Annotated in this window: 6 protein-coding genes; 1 reads left to right on the top strand and 5 read right to left on the bottom strand. The window is 61.1% G+C overall.

The window, feature by feature from the left end; all coding sequences use genetic code 11:
* The first annotated feature begins 38 nt into the window (after positions 1 to 38).
* Positions 39 to 683 carry a hypothetical protein gene (locus GS611_RS17000; protein ID WP_253285099.1) on the top strand — a complete coding sequence of 215 codons (645 nt, stop codon included), beginning with the start codon at positions 39 to 41 and terminating at the stop codon, positions 681 to 683.
* Here GS611_RS17000 and GS611_RS16995 read toward each other — a convergent pair.
* The 5 genes from GS611_RS16995 to GS611_RS16975 all read right to left on the bottom strand — a co-directional run bounded on the left by GS611_RS16995 (position 658) and on the right by GS611_RS16975 (position 17,697).
* On the bottom strand, positions 658 to 14,166 hold the full coding sequence (locus GS611_RS16995; protein ID WP_171637507.1) for a hypothetical protein: 13,509 nt from the start codon (positions 14,164 to 14,166) through the stop codon (positions 658 to 660). The genes GS611_RS17000 and GS611_RS16995 overlap by 26 nt on opposite strands.
* On the bottom strand, positions 14,147 to 14,860 hold the full coding sequence (locus tag GS611_RS16990; protein ID WP_171120059.1) for a hypothetical protein: 714 nt from the start codon (positions 14,858 to 14,860) through the stop codon (positions 14,147 to 14,149). The genes GS611_RS16995 and GS611_RS16990 overlap by 20 nt, the downstream gene beginning before the upstream one ends.
* Positions 14,860 to 15,471 (bottom strand): hypothetical protein, encoded by a 612-nt coding sequence (locus GS611_RS16985; RefSeq protein ID WP_171120058.1) that lies wholly within the window; start codon positions 15,469 to 15,471, stop codon positions 14,860 to 14,862. The genes GS611_RS16990 and GS611_RS16985 overlap by 1 nt, the downstream gene beginning before the upstream one ends.
* Positions 15,468 to 16,925, bottom strand: a complete 1,458-nt coding sequence (locus GS611_RS16980; RefSeq protein WP_171120057.1) for a MotA/TolQ/ExbB proton channel family protein — start codon at positions 16,923 to 16,925, stop codon at positions 15,468 to 15,470. The genes GS611_RS16985 and GS611_RS16980 overlap by 4 nt, the downstream gene beginning before the upstream one ends.
* Before the next feature lie 127 nt (positions 16,926 to 17,052).
* A complete protein-coding gene (locus GS611_RS16975) occupies positions 17,053 to 17,697 on the bottom strand; it encodes a M23 family metallopeptidase (RefSeq protein ID WP_171120056.1) in 645 nt (214 codons plus the stop codon).
* Positions 17,698 to 17,767: the final 70 nt, after the last annotated feature.

The following is a 17,767-nucleotide window of genomic DNA, read 5'->3' as shown; positions in this document are numbered from 1 at the left end:
ACGATCTCGTCCTGGACCAGTCCTGACTGCTTCGGGCCATGGAGCTCGCCTTTGCCTATGCCGACACACACGGCGGGATCGGGCTGACACAGACCAAGGCGTTCAACCGGAAGTTCGCGCATTGGATGGCGGCGAACTCGCCCTGGCCGGATTACAAGGCAGAGGAACTGTTGCGATTGAACAAGGTGCTCAATGAATGGGATGTCGCACCGGCCATGGTCGTGCATGACCTCATGATCGTCATGAAGCTGGGTCGGCACTTGAAGGGCAAGTTCCAGGTCTCAAAGAAAGCCAAAACTTTGGCCTCAAACCGTGGCGCCTTCTTCGCCGACCTCGCCGAGACCTACCTCTTTCGCTACAATCACGCCCGCACCGCCCGGTCCGAGTTCACCGCACCGGGCAACTGGGACATCTTCCTCAACATCATCAATGTCGAGGCGGAGCAAGGCCTTACCGAGCCGCATCTGGTGAAGACGCTCTACGGCTTGGAAAAGTACGGCGTCTATGATCGGGAATACTACGATCACGCGGGGTTTCTATTCAGCCACGTCTTACGGCCCCTGAGCTGGATCGGTTTTCTGGTGGAGACACGCAAGAGCACGAAACGGTCCGACGAGACCTATTGGAAGACGCCGTTTTGGCACGCCTGTCTCCAGCTCAGCACCGCTTCGCGTCGAGACTGAAATACAAGGCAAGGCGCGGGTCTTGGCTCAAAGGCGCGTACCAACCGGGCTCGCCGATCGTTGCCGAACCCGGCCAGGATGAGGAAAAGCCGATCGGCTGCGGCTTCACTGAGAGGTCTTCCAGAATACTCTGTGCATTTGTCAGTTCCAGCCTGGTGCAAGGACGGTGTTGCGTGTTGTCGATCAGACGGAACAGCAACAGGTCTCCGCGTCGTATCACGTAGAATTCGGGGAGGCCCTCCTGGTTAAGCCACGCTCTGGCGAGATCGGTCTGACCGAATGTCTGCTGCTTCAACCATTCGAACGCAACAGAGGTCATCTTGGCGGATTCGAACAAGGCAAAGCCCAACTTGATCGGCTGAACCGGGCCGTTCGACCATGCCAATGTCTTTTTGATGGTATGTTCTGCCGGATCGAGCGCCTCGTTGAGCGGCAGGGGCGCCGCAGGCGTGAACAACGCTGCAACATGCACGGCGTCGCCGCCATTACTAGGGTCCGCAACCTTTTGATAGAGCACATGCGTCAGGTCATCGGTCTTACCGTCTATCTTGCCAAGCAGCATAGTCGAGGCCGACAAGGGCGCCTTGTGTCTCATCACAGGGCTGTCCTTGGAAAGCACCAGAATATCTCGGTGGCGCAGCTGGATCAGTAGGGCCTCGGACGTAGGCAATGACTCCAACGGTGCCAGGTCGCGCAATTCACCGAACAAATCGGCGACCTCGCCCAATATCTCTTCGGCCAGCGGAACCCCTGTCGCGGGGACATAATTCACCAATGTCTGGTGACCGTTTCCGTCGAGGACGTCGAGGCCGCGACACGGTTCTTCCAGAAGCGTGTCATCGGTCGCTGGGCGAAGGTCCATCACCGTTAACTCCGACCGGCAGTTCGACGAAAGGCCCGAAGCCCAGTTCACGAGCGGCGTGGCGTTCCGGCGGACATGTCCCGGATCCGTGTCGACCAGCCGAAGCATTCTTGAGGCATGCCTTGAAACCGCCAAAAACCCGCCGTTGGCGTTTTCGACCAAGGCGTGGGTCGCCGACAACGCCTGCAAGTCGCACGACATGGATGTCTGGAACAGAACCACGAGTTGGTCGCGTGCCGGGTGCATAAGGGGGAAACGATCACATATCAGAGTGAAATCACCCGTGGCCTCTTCGGCAAAGAGGCAACCGGCGTCGGTTGGGCCGGTGCCTGCCTGCACCCCAAGGAAGGGTCTTGATCCGATCTTGAACAAAAGGGCTTTGCTGCCGGTACAAGCGGGCGTTTCCAACTGCATGAATGCCGCGCCGATACTTGGACTCATATCTGTCTGGAGCTGGCTGCAATCGGTGTTCTCGACCTCCACGACCGCAACGCCCTGACCCGTGCGTGATTTGAACACATCGACATTCCCGACGTGCGCCGCATCCTGGCACGCGGTAAAACTGCCATCGTCGGTGCGGCCCAGGTACTCCGGCGGGCGGCCGTACTGCTTTGCAATATAGATCAGCATATCCGCGAGCGTTCGCGCGTCGGTGTGCGACATACCGGCGGCAAGGTCGCCCATGGCTTGCCAGGCCTGATCCACGTCACGCATGAAAAACTCGCCCGATACCGCGCCATTGGCATCCAGCCAAAACAACACCGGGAACGATCCGTCCTGACGCAAAAGGACGGTTCCCTCTTCCGCGAAGTGATCAGGAAGCGACGGGAGCGGCGCGGACCGTGGCTCGAACGTTCGCAGGTCGATGATCCCGACCCCGCCGAGGATTGCCGTCCGCGTCGGCATCAGGTCAGCCCTCAGGACCTGAGCCGTCCTGACGATACGCGCATCCTGCGGCGGCTGCGCCAGCTCCATCCCGGCAACACGGGACAGCAAGATCAGATGCTTGTCCTCTCGCGTATCGACATCGTGGAACTGCCCCAGCTCGGCAACGTCGCGGCCGGCAGTTTTCCACCACACCCTGGCACTCTGGGCCAATGCCAGAACGCGACCCTCCCGTTGGGCCAGCTTGATGTCGACATCGGGGCTCTGTCCCGAAACAGCCAGGGCAAAGGCGCGCATGTTGGCTTCCCGCTCCTGCCCGAGGTCCGAGACATCGAACCACTGCCAGCCCGACACCATAGCGACCAGACCCTCAGATATTCTGGGGGCAGAAACGAGCAGCGAGATGTCGCCGCCCACCGAGGTGCAGGTCGCTGATGCTGCGCCATTGAGCCGCGACAATCCCCGCACGAGATTTTGCAACCGATCGGGAGTACCCTCGCAGTTTGGCAGGAAAGTCACCCTGGGCACGAGGGCCGCGCCCTCAACGGCATGCAACGACGCGATGCTGAGCGTTTGTTTCGGCGTGGCGGAGAGCGGCGCAATCAACTGCGGCTCGTCAGCGTCCTTGTCGGGGAGCCACAGCCCCTTTCGCCCGCCCTTCAGCCTGCCGGTTTCGATGTGGGCGATGATTAAGGCCACGGGCAAGGGACTGCCTGCCGCGCGCCAGTAGATCGGGCCGACAGAACTGCGCGCCGTAATGGTTTCCCACATCGTCAGGTTCCCGGGCCCCCGGCGGTGTTCAAAAGACATGGCGAGCCCAGCAGGCGAAGAGACCGCGCCCGTTTTCACCAACCATTCCGGAGGTTCGAACGGTTGCGCCACCTTGAGTATTCGGCGCAGCGCCGCATCCCGGATCGACGCTTCCCCGACTGAGGGGATCGTTCCTGCCGACGCGCCCGGTGGCCGCCGAGAAAACACTCCCAACTTTTGCCATCCCTGGCTGGCATCTTCGCGGAGCCATACGTCGCCGTTGCGAACTTCGGCGGCCAACAGGCGTTCGGACCGAGTCAAGACCTCGTAGACCGCGCCCTCCGGCGTAGCGAACCGCTGCGCGAGGGCAACTGCGGCGTCAATCGCGGGTCGTGCATTCAGGGCAATCGCCAGGGATCGCACATCCCGGCCGCCCGCGTTCAATTGCAGCGCCACCGAGGCCCCGGCGCTCCATCTCCCCACCAAGGTCTCGCATTCGGCGTCAGAGGCGCAGACCAGATCGAGCGTGGTGAAGCCCAATTCCAGTGTCGTCTTGCTCAGCGCATCCAGACGTTCGACCAAGAGACGCATGAGGTCTGATTGCTCGGTCTCGAACAGGCCTTCCATCACACGATAATCGACCTTGATCTTTTGATCGCCGAACGTCGCGACGATCTTGCGTTTCGTGCCCGCCACGTGCAGATTGCGGCGCCGATCGTCGAGCATGCGAAACACGTCGGCTCGGATTCTGGGTGTCGTCAGACTCGCAACAAAGATATCGGCGGTGCCCGGCCCCTCCTCCAATGCACCGAAGTCGAGGATTTCCTGGAAGAAGGCGGAATAGCCGCCATCCGGGTTTTGCCAGACATTGATCACGGCACCGTTCGCGCCATGGCACGTGTCCGCATCGACCAGCGCCTCGCGGATGCTCTCCACTGCGGCCTCCACGACGCTGGTATTGCCTTCCGCGCCTTGCGGCAACGCGACGCTGACGCCGGTCAACAAGCAGGGCAGCAACTGAGGTTCATCGTCTGCCGTACCTGCGAGCGGATTCGGATTCATGAACGCAACTGACCATGCGGCCAGCGAGTTGCCAGACCCGACATCGACGCTGCCATCGCCGAAGACCCAGATGTCGCGCCCATCTACCAGTTCGGTTTCAGCCAGCAGATCCATACCCGAGAACGCACCGACGCCCAGCGCCCCGGTGCGCGCAGCGAAATCGTCCCGGACGGTCATCGCCAAGGGAAGGGGCAGACTCTCGGTCGGCTCGATCACTGTCGCAGCGGCCGGATTGCGCAGCGGCACCTTCATCATGCGGAGGCGGCCATCCGCGGCAAACTGCGTCAGCAGTACGGCATCCGGCGTCCCCGCAGGGCCCGCCTGTATGCTAAAATGTGGCTCATCGCAGAGAAGGGCCGGGCCGTCCTGCCAATCGGCGTCGAGCTTGCCTGCCATGGACGACAGAACCTCTGCCATCTCGGCGCTGCGGACGGTCAACCCGGTCAGGTTCGCGCAGGCCCATCCTGCGTCGCTTACCAAATAGATCGGACCATCGCGCAAGAACCGGAACGCCCCAATCGTGTCCGTTTTGATCCCTTCATAGGCATCCCGGTTAAAAACCGCGTCGCGTCGCGTCGCAACGGTCGCGGAAAACACTTCGAGCCAGCGCGAATAGATCGAGCTGCCGAACGCTTCCTCGCCTATCACGACTTCGGGAAACGCCACCTCTTCCCCGGGTTCGAGATGCACGAAGCGGCGCGGGCATGCGCCGACTGCCGTCGCACAATCCTCGCCGCGCACCTCCAGGATCAGTGGATCGACCTGCGCATCGGACACCGACGGCCAACCGTTCAGGACCACATAATCGACAAGCCTGGCCAGCAGTGCCGGCTCTGCATTGGGCTGGCGCAAATCGACGGTGGCCACGTTTTCGTCCTGCTCGAGGAACAGAAACTGCCTGGATTGGCCATCCTGCGCTGTCGTCACGCTCCAGGCGTTGACGCCTTCGACCTCGATGGATTGCCCCGACAGCACTCTTTCCGTGGTGCCGAACCGGGTCAAGACCTTGCTCACAGCCCGGATGAGCGTTCCTTTATTGGGCGCCTGATCGCCCTCGATCCGCAGGAAAGGCATGAATTCAAGGCTATCTGCGTCCGGTCTCAGGATCCGTTGCGCATCGTCTTCGCGAACCATCACGAAGCTTTTCTGATGCCCGTCTCCCATGGGCACCGCAACCAGATCGAACGCACTCGGCAATTCATCGGACAGGATCCCCTTCGCTAGCGTGGCCAACATCGCCGGATCACCGTTGGCAGCACCCAACCCTTTGATTGTGGTTCGGACGAAAAGCTCGCCGAAGAAATCCAGCTCCGTCTTTTCGGGCGAGACCTCGTCGCATTGCTCATTAGGGTGGCCGGATGTTTCCGCATTTTCGAGCGGACTGAGCTCCACCGTCAGATCCGAGGGCAGCGCGTTATCGTTATTGTACTCCGTAATGCGAAGCCACGCAGGTCTGCGGGACGGGTCGATGCGATAGTCGAGTTGCGCCGAATGTCTTTTGGTATGGCTGTCATCGTCTCCGGCAAGCCGATTCAGGCCTGCGTCAAAAAGGCAAATGACGCTGTCTGCGGTGTCATGAACTGATGTGATCCGGAACCCGGTCATCTCTTCTGGCAGGTCCAGTTTGAACCAGAACCGATTGCCCTCGGGGAATTCATCGAACCTGTCCGCACCACCCCACGTTTCAAGCGGGGTCAACGCGGCTTCGTAGTCAGGTGCCGAAACCCGTTTGAGGATCAGCTCACCATCGCCACTGTCTCTGTCGACCGCCGTGAAGCCCCAGCCGCCAATTCTCTCGTTATAGGGAACAGGGCGACCGTCCCGCGTCCACGTCGGGTCTGCTAGCGTGTCGGAAACATGCGTAAGGACGTGATCCCTAAACCGCGCTTGCCATCTGTCTTGATCCAGCTTGAATACAAGCTGCCAGTTGTCGCCGATCCATTCGAGCAGTTTATGGGCGCCGGAGGTGACCAGCAACACATCACCGTTCTTGCGGATCTGCGCGCCGGTTGTGTTCGGTGCCAGATGAGGGAGCAAGGCCGCCGCGCGGTCGGGTGCGAGGTCGGAGCCGGAGAAGCCCAGGTTGAACCAGGCGTCACCCTTCAGGATGTGCCAGTAACTGTCGCGCCCATCTGTGCCGGGCAGGACCGCCGCGATGGCGCCCGATGGGTGATAGAGGCTCTGCAATTGCCCCAGCGTTGCCCCGCGCGGGTTTACCAGCCCCGGCAATCCGGAAAGGAAATTGTGCTGTGCGAAAGTGTATTTTTGCAGCACGACGCCGAACCCAAGCGCGCCGGATTTGTCCAGCCGGTTCTGGGCGAACTGGCCCAGCGTTATAGTGGCGGGCGCCGCTTCCGGGTTGGCGGCCAGAACCGCAAAAGGTGTCGGGAACAGATCGAGCCAAGTGAACTCGGGACGCGCCGGTCGACAGTCATTCCCGAAAAGGTCGCCGTCTTTCGCGAATGGGTATGGAGTGGCGCCGATCATCAGGAGGCAGCCGTCTCCGTCCGTCTGGAAGCTGACGGTCACAGGCGTGCACCCCACTTCGCACGCCGGGGCAACCAACTGGCCCTGCGCCGCGGATTGGTCGACGTCTTCGCGGAGTTGCTTGCTCTTCCTGTCCTGTTCTTCCTGCTCCTGTTGCTCTTCCCTGCGTTCTTCGACCTGCGAAACCAACGTGGCGGCCCAGAATGAGGTGGGCTCTTCCGGGGTTTCGACATCCGGAAGCACGGCCACGATGTCGAACCCATTGTCCCCTTCCCGACTGATCGCCGAAGAGGTCGCCAACTCCCTGGTCTTGGGGTCGAACCGCGCCAGGGCCCCCGGCTCGCATCCCCAGACGGAACGCACGGCCCTCAGAACGGTGGCGGGTTCGTCGAGATCGGCGGCGCGGAACCCTTTCAGAAGATAGATCCGATGAGCCAACTCACCAGCCGGGTCCGGCTCGGCTTGCCCACCACATTTGCTCTCCTTGAACTTGCCGCGCATCGCTACCAGAAGCTCGCCGGGGCGCTGAAACGCGGCCGCTCCGCGCAGGCCCGACGGATCGCCCGAAGCGATCAGCCGCGCCTTCAGCAGGAGGCGCCGATGGTCATGTCCATCCAGCTGACTGCGGCTGAGCAATTCAGCAGTAAGCGCATCCTGGAGGGCCGCCACATCGCTCAGTGTTTCGGCGTCGGCCTGTGCAAAGAAACTCTCGGTGACCGGCGTGCCATTGATGTCGCGCAGACGGCAGAGTTCGTACATGCCCTGCCGGGGCGCATCGGTGCCTGCATAGACGACCACGATCCTGTCCGTCTGCGCGGCGATGTCGCATGGCGGCCCCGCATGGGGCGCGCTTTCCAAAATCTGCGTGTATCCTTGGTCGAGCAACACGAGAGTCTTGCCTTGGCGCGTCCCGGACGTGTCGAAGTGTTTCGAGTCATGGACCGCAAGTGCCACGACCTTTTCATCCTCCCCGCCTTGTGTTCCCGTTCCGATGCGCACAAACTCCGTCGTCTCATCGATCTCGAACCAGAGCGGTGCGGGCGCTGTCCCAGCCAGGCCACCGGCAAGCACACCCTCCGGCGGGACAGGTGTCGGCGGTCCCGCGGGGTTTTCCGCCTCGGACGGGTTTTCCTCATTACCCAATCCCTCACCGGGATCTCCTTCCCCGCCGTCCGACGCGCCGTCCCCTCCGGCGCTCTCGCCTGCGTCGCCGTCCGAGGAATCGCCCATCCCGTCGCCCCCGGAGCCAAAATCCGCGAACGGGTTAATCGTGATATTGCCGCTCAACAGCGCCTCGAGCGCCTCATCGAGGTTCTCGAAGTTAGGCGTCAGGAGGTCCTTGAGGAGATCGGCGATCTTGCTGGGATCGAGAAGGTCGAGGCCCGGAAACGCCACTGCGAGTCGGAGGCCGAATATCGAGATACCGACCTTGGCAAACCGTGCCCGCGCCTTGATGTAAGTCCCGAAGACCGGGAACCCGCCAATCCCCATTTTGCCGTCGATTTCGGCTTCGGGTCGCGAAAACCCGGCTTCGGTACGGACAAACCCCTGGCCCTTGGCAATTCCGATGTCGGCCTCAAAGGCCGTGTTCAGAACACCAGATCTCAGGTCGAGGTCGAACACCCCCTCTCCGACACGTGTCTTGAAGACGTCGATGTCACCTTCGGCCTTCACGGTCATCAATTGGCCATTGGCGACGAACATCGTGCGCATCCGAATAATGTCGGACATAACGCCGCCGATCTCGGTTTCATGGCTGATGATACGTTTGCCGAGATCGAACACGCCTTCGCTGTGACCGAGCGGCAAGACCGTGAGCACCACCAGCCGCCCCAGGGTCTCGACCTTCGGCCGATCAAGGAAGACCGTAACGGAACCGGCAAATTTCAGGATGCCGGAGGCGGTGCATTCGCCGATCGTAATATTGGCTTTGAGCGTCAGTTCCTTGTCTTCGATGGCCCCGCCATTGGGGCAGATGGCGATCGGCGGGACGGGGATCGAGAAGCCATCGGGCAATTCGATCGAAAACCGGTTCGGGCCCTCGACCTCCAGCCCGCTTTCCGACAACACCAGCCTTGGTGCGGATAGAGAGATCACTTCGATGATGTTGGCCTGGCTTTCGATACCGATCTTGTCGGGAATCCCAGTTTTGGCATCGGTGCTGTCAATTTCGATCTTGACGATTTCGACGGGCAGGAAATCCCCGATGACTCCGTTCACGGCATCCGCCAGATGCTCACTGGCGCCATTGACCAGCTCAGTCCACTCGATTTCGATGTTCGGCCTCAGATCGCGGTCGATGGTCACGGCGCCCCCAGCTTCATCGAAACCCTGCGGCAGTACATCCAACCCCTTGAAACTGGCCTGCGCCTTCATAATCACCAATCCCCGGTCGGCCTTGTATTCCGGATCAGACACACTGATGGAGGCGAGCCCGAGATCCATCTCAAGGGGGACTAGCGCGCGTAGTCCCTGCGCGACGGCTTCCAGGATGACCGCATCGGGGTCGGCCGCGCAGCTCAGCGAAATGTCGTTCCACCTCGGAGTCTCCAGCCCGCAGTCGACAACCACCGGCAGGTCCAAGCCGAAATCCTCGTATCTTATCCTCAGCGGTATCTTGATCGCGGTGCGCGCAGGGCCAGGTTCGATCTGCAATCCGCCCTCGTAGGAAACGAAACCTTCCGGCAGTTCCTCGGCCAGCTTGTGCCCGATGCCGGACAGGCATTCCGAACTCGTCTGATCTTTGCAGCCGAGATCGAATGTCACCTTGGCGCTGTCGCGCAAACCCTTCCAGACCTCTTCGGGCTGGGTGCGCCCGGACAGGAAATTCTCGGGCGTGAGCGCCGCCAACTCGAAGGCGAACCCGACACGCACCTCGACCTTGGTCTCGAAGATGACAAAATCACTCACGAAGTGGGCACCGCGCAGGGTGCCAGATTGCAGCATTTCTTCTGACAATGCGTCGCACGAAGGCGTGCCACCGTCGCGAAGCGCGAGCTCACACCTGACGGTCTCTCCCGTGACCTCGGTCAATTCGGCCGATGTCGCGGCAAGCAGCTCCCGTCCATGACGAGAGACTTCGTCCCAGAGCTCATCAAGCGTCTCGTCAGCGCGGGTTTCCCGGAACGCCGCTTCCGCGACGGCCAGGGACAGGTCGGCGGCGCATTGGTCAAGCACCGCATCGAAGTCGCCCTCGGCACCGGAAAAGCGGAAGCGGCTGGTGCCGTCCAGACCAAACTCGGCGTGCAGTGTCGCAACCAGATCGTCGCTCAGCTGGCCACAGGTTGTCGCCTCCAGTCCGAGACCAGCCAGACCGAGCTGATCGGTGTCGAGGTCATCGAAAGCGTCGGAGAAATCAGCCGTGATCTCCGTGGTCAGGCGACAGCGCGCCGGGGCGGCCAGGCAATCCGGGCTGAGGCCGGGGCGCCCGACCGCGATCCGCGGCCCCAGCTGTTCGGGAACTATGCTGCCGACGTGATCCTCCAGACATTCGATCAATTCGCCATCCTCGAAGGCACGATTGCGTGCGTTGTCCCAATTGACCTCGATATTCAGCTTGGTTTCGCAGATCGTCAGTTCATCATCGAAAACGATGTCACATGTCCGCAGAAGCTTCGAGTTGCCGCTGATGGGGGCGCAGCTCCACGAGATATCCGCACCGCGCATGGTCATGTCGTGGACCAGCGGATCGTACATGCCTTCGCAACCGGGCACCTCGTCTTGCGCCTCGCCGGTCTCGATCATCCGGGCCAGCCCCACGAAGGGCGCGTAGCCCTCACATGCCGTATTCAGCGTGTCGCGCAGCCCGCTGAGATCGACATCGGACAACGTTCCATCGGCGAGAATGGCGACGATGTCATCCGCATCAGGGGGAGCCAGTCGCAACTTGATGCCATCGCTGGAAAACTCCACACCGTACACCCGCACGCCCTGCGGCAACTGGCGGCTCAACTGCTCTTCGATCATCGCATACGCGACGCGGTTGGCCCGGGCCGCTGCTGGCAGACGCCATGCCCCCGTAGTCAGGTCAAATTCGACAGCAACCGACTTCCCGTCCAATTTCCGGAAATCCGGGTCCGACACCCGTAATTCCAATTCTAGAAGCAGGTGGTTGTTCGAGCCTTCGTCATCCTTCGCGACGAATTCGACCTTGTCACCTGTCTGAAACACCAAGCGCCAGTTTTCATCGGGCGTGCGCAATTCGCCGCTCTGCGGAGCGACGAAGCTGGGCGTCGAGCCGATCTCTGCGCAGACATAGCCGAGAACACCGGACAGAGGCGCTTCTTCGGTCAGGGCCAGACGGTAAATGCGCCGGACGGCCTCCTTCGGGACCCCGATAGCAGGCTGGCCCGCTTGCGGTTCGGTTGCGTTCGCCGGTATTGGATCGCATCGGTCCCTCTGCGATGCGCGCGCCCCATCCGGAAGTCTGGACAGGCGTGAAAGCCGCAGAAAACCCGTCTCCGCGAGGTCGGGTAGCAGCGCAAGGAAAAAGCTGTCGTTCAGCCTCGGCGGATCCACCGTGACGTCATATTGGCCGTCAGGCTGGATCGCGACATTGATGACCAGCGCATCCTGAAAAGGCTCGGTGTCGGCAGCGGCGACGCCCGCAAGCGCATTCAGGTCTTCCGACTTGAGGGCAATCCTTGAAACGACCGTCGGAGCGTACCCACCATCGGTCCGTGCGTAACCGATGCTAATGTCAGGGGTGATGCCCGCCTCTCTGAACGCTCCCTGCACCGAGATGCCGAGGTCGCTCAGGACTTTGTCAAAGACCGGTCTGGCGATCTGTTCGACCAGAATTTTGGTTATTCGGTCCTCGAGGTGCTCGATCGGAATGCAATCGGCGTCTTCGTCGGTGTCATTCACGGCCAAGACGGGAAGCAGCAGGCACAGCTCGACATTCGGCACAGTCATCCCGATGTCATCCGGGCGCGGCGCGGCAATCGTCGTCCGCACGCGCACCCAGCCACCCTCATCCCATTCAATCGTCGCGCTACTGGCTTCGAAACTTCGGATCACGTTGAGGTCGCTGATCCCGGCGACCCGCAGATATTCAGCCAGGGCGTCCAGCAGCACCTCTTCGTCGATTTCAATGTCCGCGGCAGCATCCCGTGCACCGGCCACAATCGCCTCGACGATTTCATCCGCCTTGGCATTCCCATCCAGCGGGATGGGGGCGAGGGCCAGGGGGGCCTTCACCGGGATAATTTCGCCTTTGTCGTCCTTTGGTCCGAGCGAAAGCGTCCGTTGCATCTGCCCCCCGCCGACGGCACCCTCGGTGCCCCCTTGACCGTGCGCGATCGGACCGCAGAGGACCAGGTTCACCGTCGCGGAAACACCGACGCTCCACACCTCGCCCGATGTATCCAGACTGGAGCTGAAATCGGCGATCCTGATCCCCGGGGCGAGCGAGGCGGGCGCATCCTGTGGCGCCTCATCACGTCCGGGTGCGTTGCAGCGGCGATCGCCGTCCGCCGAATCGGTCAAGGAAAGGGTCTGCCTGACCTTGTCCACGCCCTTCGCAACGGCCACCCCTGCCGCCAATCGCGTGGCCAAACGGTCACCGTCTTTGTTCAGCCGTTCCATGACGCCTTGCGCCCAGGCTGCGGCCTCGTCGGCCGAAATAGTGGTATCCTCCACATCCGCCAGAGCGCTTGTCAGGATGACATCCAACGGGGTGCCGTCCCTTTGACGATCCTTCCGTGACAAGACCTCGCAAAGCGTTGTCAACTCCGGAGGCCGCTTGCCCTCTGACGTGAGAATTCCGGCATCCACCAGCGTCGCACGCAACATCTGCGCGGTAAGCGGCTCGGCGCGATCGGGGGCGTCCGAAGGATCAGACGGCAGAATATCCGTGATCTCGGTGCAGAGCAGATCGAGCCGATCGACAATGTCGCTGAACACCTGAACCGGAAGTTCATAGCCGTCCAGAAAGGGGCGAAGCTCTGAAATGCTGGCATTCAGTGTCACGTCCTGTGCCGTGGCGGCAAGTTCTTCGACGGCCTCCACCACCGCCTGTGCCGGGTCGAGTTTGCCTGCGGCGACAGCATTTCGAAACCCGACCGGATCATCGCAAAACTGTGCGAGTGTAGCGGTGTCGGCAGCCTCTACCAGAGCGTCCCAATTGGGGCGCAACCGCTCGGCGATCCGTGGAGGCATGCGACCGAACACTGCCTCTGCCCGAACGGCTTCGCTACCTGCCTGGCAACTTCTGGAGAGTAACGTTGCGCTGGAATTTGCAAGGCAGGCAGCCGATAAGCGGGCAAAACCGCCAGCCGCCTGATCGATCAGGTCTTGGTCGAGACTTTGCCGCCCCAACGGTCTGCGCCCACGGTCGTCCAGCGATGCGTTGAGCGCGCCCATGACGCCGGAGCAAGAGATTTCGCCTTCCAACGCGTTCACGCGGCCAAGCTTCGCCAGCAAGAGCCGCATCGTCAGGATGCGTTCCTCGAAGGCCAGAATCAGAAGCTGTTGAAACGCTTCTGCATCTGCAACACCCGCGCCCTCGTCAACATCCTGAAGCAGGGCGATGGCCGCGCGACAGTGTTTCCCAAGCGGCGGCAATCTGTCGTCCCACGTCATCTTTCTGAGCCGGAGCGCCGCGCAAGTCGCAGCCGCGTCCTGCCCATAGATGTCGCGTATCTGACGGGACATGAGACTGTCGAGCGCCCCCGCAAACCGCGCAGCCGCCTTGAGTTTGGCGGCCTGCCCCCCCGGTCCGGTCGCCTCTTCCACCAAGGGCATGAAGGCCTCACGCAGAGTCTCGTGTACGGGGGTTTGCGTCAGGACCTGGCGCAGCTGCAGCGCGCCGGGTTCCAATGCAATCCGGTCGAGGGCATCCAAAATCTCGGCTTTCGCTCTTTCCCGCTCCTCCTCCACGTCGTTCTCGACGTGCTTGATCCACTCGCGACCGATCCGGGCGTAGGCCTCAAGCGTTGCTGGGCCGGCCTCGCGCCACCAGGCCCTGGCAGTACGGCGAGCGGATTCTTCCAGATCCTCGAGGCCTTCCAGTGGAAGGGACTCGATCAAGGAGTCGCGCGCCAGCAGATGAACCTGCGCCGACAATTCCGCCGCGGTGCGCCACCGGGCACGCTCGGCGCCAAGCAGGACGGTCAGACAATCCTGGCGGCCCAACACGTCAAGCGACAAGCCACCCGATCCATCCGAAATTCCACAGATGGAGAGGTCTTCGCCGACCACATCGACCAGGCCGGAAAGGCGCTCCAACTCTTCGAGGACAAACAGCATGTCCGTCGCGATCACCGATGCCTGAGGAAAATTGCCGGGAAGTCCGAGCCGATGGAAAGATTGGCTGAGCTGGGTGATCCGTTCTGCCGTGCCGGGAAGGATCTCGGCCGTGACCGGCTGCGTACCGCAAGCCAGTATGAGTGTGGCAACACGGCCGAACTTTTTGAAACTACTCGAAAACGAAACCATCGGGCATCACCTTCAGCCTGGCGCAAGCTTCCCTTGCGGCTTGGTTTTGGGCCTTCGAACAATCGAAAGTGCCCTCGGGTACGATCGGCACGTCCTTTCCCAGATGCGGGCTGGCAGATGCCAGCTCGATGAGGTGCTCGATCGTCATTGGCGCGAATGTCGGCTCAAAAAAGGCCCCGCCGAATTTCACGCTGAGCCGGAATTGAATGCTTTGGCCCCTTATCGACTCGTAATTTGCAGGGCCGCCCAAAAACTGGGCAATATCGCGTAGCGCAGGGCGAATGTGTGTCGCGGGTAGAGTGTCCTCGACCGAGCCGATGAACAGACTTGCCGACAATGTCCCCTTCGCACTTGTGGAAAAGCGCACGGGCGCACCGTCGAGCTCGCGCTCGAAATCTTCGCAATCGCCGTAGTCGGCGGCCGCACTAAACAGGCAAACGGGTCCGCTCGCGTCCACCCGGCTCTTGACATCGAAGGCAAGGTGCATGCGTTCGAGCACGGCTTGCACACCCGTGTCCCCTGCGGCCGCCGGAACTACCGAGACGGTAATCAGCGCGTAGGGACGAGATTCAATACCGGCATTCTGGCCCAGCTTGAGCGTGATGATCATCGCCAGGATGATCAGTCCGCCAAAGAGGCCGAACAGCAGGTCCATCATGGAAATCCAGGGCAATTGGACCTTGGCGCGTTGCATCACGGCCTCCCGTCAAATTGGAAGACACCCTGGCCATTGCTCCGCAATCTGATCCTCTGGGGGCACGTGACGTAACCGAGACCGTCGTCGGGCCTTAGCTGATAGTGGTTTCCCGAAACCAATGTGATCCGGCAGCCCCCAGGCGGGGCGTCGAAATCGAGTTCCAGCGCAAGATTGCCGCAATTGATCGTCGAGGCATTTTCGGGCCAGATCGCGAAGGCATGCTGATGGCCAGCAGGCGTCGGGGAATACTGCACCTTCGCACCGGCCATCGAGATGATACTCGGCTCCAACGCCGTGCACCGCGCCGGTTTCAGTTTCAGGACGGTTTTGTTCCCGGTGTCAATGTAGATCATCGCGAGATTGCGAATCTCAACGGCCTCTTCCACTTCGCTCTGTTCAGCCAGGGTCAAGCCGTCCGTACCGGCGCCGGTCTGAAAAAGCCTTCGGATGTCAACCAGAGCAACGGGCGCTTCGGGAATGGTACCGGCCGCCAACATGACAAGCAGCATGATCGAGCCGCCCAACGCACAGGTGACAGTGTCCAGAGTAGATAACCCGAACACCTCTGGCCGGATCTTGGGTTTGCGGGCCCGGCGCGCGTCAATCATTCGCCGGACCGCGGTTCACCACCAGCGGCCTCCCCTGACACGTCGGCGGGTGCGTCCGCCTCTTCCACTTCTTCGACTTCGGCAGCGTTTTCCTCAACGAGGATGTCCTGATTTTCCCCTTCGGTTTCCGTCGGCGCCGTTGCCGCCGTATCCACGACTGCTCCCACCAGCAATTCGGTCAAAGTCTCTTCCGCGCGGTCCACCAACGGCCCGATCTTCGCCTCCGTCCGGCGCAGGAAGAAATAGAGAATGGCAGAACAGATAAGCGCCATCGAGGTGGTGTCGAAGGCGACCCCCAACCCATCGACAACCTGCCGGATGACCTGGGAAAACTCGTTTTCCTCGTCGAACAAGCCCTTGGCCCGCACGAGGCTGACGCTGATCCCGTAAATGGTGCCCAGAAACCCGATCGTCGGCAGGAACCACAGGATATAGTCGACAAACCAGAAACGGTTGCCGATCCTTTCGCGAAAATCGAAAATGGCGGAGGCGATCCTGTCGGTCATCGGCCCGACCCGGCGGTGTTTGACTCCGGAATCAAGCACGTTGAGGATCAGGTCGAAGGGCTGACGAAGCTGGTTTTCACCCATGGCAAGCCGTGTCGAATAGACATTGTTGCGATAGGTGACGACTTCTTCGCGGGCCGCGGATGCCCCGTCCAGCGAAATCGGCTTGGTAGGATACAATGGCAGCATCTCGCTATCCCCGTCCGGCGGGGTCAGAACCGGATGGACGATCATCTCGATGTCCTGAATCTGACTTTCCTTCCAAGCTCTTGCCCTGGATCGACCGGGAAAACACACGGCGTCCATCCGGATTTGCAGCGCGCCCTTGCGCACGAGGACCAGCCCCAGGATCATCAGGAAAAGCGTCAGCTTCTGCACCGCACCGACGGGCGACACGACAGCCAGAATGCTGCTGGGCTCGCCGCGCCATTGACAGCCGCCCAGCATTTCCCGGGTGTCCTCACCCATCCAGAAGCCAAGCAGGCCGGGCGCCAAGGTCGTATCGGGTGGGACCGACCGCGCGACGCCAGTACCCCCATCCGCAGCGTCCGCAACCTCGCCCGACCCAGTCGGCACATAGGGTATCCGGACCGTTCTATCGGACACCGTGCAGGCGGCTGGAACGAGCCCCGCAGTGCGCGCGAGGTATTCGGTAAAATCGTGCGCCGCATACCTGTTTTCCATGACCACGGCTCGGGCCGGCGCCGATCCGACCGTATAGAAGTGTATGCCGCCAGTGTAAGCGAACAACGCGTCGTCCGGAGCGGTGTCCAAGGTTGGACGATAGGCAAGGAGCAGGAACAGAGTGATCAACGTTGCAACCCACAAGGACAGTGACAGCAGCGCCACACCCAAGACATTCAGGTACCGGAACTGCCGCCTGCTTCGCTTGAACCATCTCTCCAGTTTTCCCCGATCGCCCGAACGCCCCAGAATCGCGTGTCTCATCGCCCTGCCCCCCTATTCAGCACGCCAATTGCGACACCCGACATGGGAATTCGGGTAAAAACAAACGGCAGCCCCGTTCTCATGCGTTTTGCCATTTTCCGGCCGCCGGCAGGCGGCTAGACAACCTTTACCAGGAGAAGAGGTCGATCAGGTCGCGCGTCCAATCCTTTCGATTCTGCGCGCCCGAAAGGTAGCTCCTCGTCCAATATTCAATATGCAGGTGCGTGGGAGTCCCCGCGACGTTCCCGGTCCGGCCAACTTTGCCAAGGGTAGTTCCAGCCGTTACCTCTTTGCCGGACAACCCGGCCGTTTCGGATAGGTGGGCATATAAGAAATCGTTCACGCAAGCCTTCAGCGGAGGAACCGCGACGAGCACCCTGAGGATCACGTAGTTGCCGAGTATGTTGCTATTCCCCTCCGCCACGACGAGGCCATCGGCAACAGCGAACACGGGCTCGTTCTCATCCGCGAGTAAATCGGTACCGGCATGAAACCTAGGTTGCCCGTCCGCACCAACGCGTGTTTCGCCGTGGGAGCCTACGTCGTCAAGCTGCAGGGGAATTCTGTTCGACAGGCCCCTAACCTCTAGGTCTACCGGGGCAACAAGGAAACGTTCCTTGAGTGCCCTCATCACGTCGTCGGGTTGGCAAATCTCGCCATCGGGAACATTGATATTGGCCGAAGCGTAATCCGCGTTAGTCCCGGCTTGTACGGTTCCCATCCACGAAAACGCGACAATGGCTGTAAGAAATAACCCTATTCTCTTCTTCATAATGAATTTCCATGAAACGACTAGTTTTTTACCGTTGTTAAAACGAATTTATTAGGGCACTCGTTGCGAA

It is taken from the genome of Ruegeria sp. HKCCD6119 (genome assembly GCF_013110585.1).
Taxonomy (GTDB): domain Bacteria; phylum Pseudomonadota; class Alphaproteobacteria; order Rhodobacterales; family Rhodobacteraceae; genus Ruegeria.
This window is presented reverse-complemented; position numbering and strand designations above follow the sequence as displayed.

Coding starts and splice junctions, on each gene's coding strand:
- GS611_RS16990 (WP_171120059.1), bottom strand. CDS start 14,860: ATGCAACGCGCCAAGGTCCAATTGCCCTGGATTTCCATGATGGACCTG.
- GS611_RS16975 (WP_171120056.1), bottom strand. CDS start 17,697: ATGAAGAAGAGAATAGGGTTATTTCTTACAGCCATTGTCGCGTTTTCG.
- GS611_RS16985 (WP_171120058.1), bottom strand. CDS start 15,471: ATGATTGACGCGCGCCGGGCCCGCAAACCCAAGATCCGGCCAGAGGTG.
- GS611_RS17000 (WP_253285099.1), top strand. CDS start 39: ATGGAGCTCGCCTTTGCCTATGCCGACACACACGGCGGGATCGGGCTG.
- GS611_RS16995 (WP_171637507.1), bottom strand. CDS start 14,166: ATGGTTTCGTTTTCGAGTAGTTTCAAAAAGTTCGGCCGTGTTGCCACA.
- GS611_RS16980 (WP_171120057.1), bottom strand. CDS start 16,925: ATGAGACACGCGATTCTGGGGCGTTCGGGCGATCGGGGAAAACTGGAG.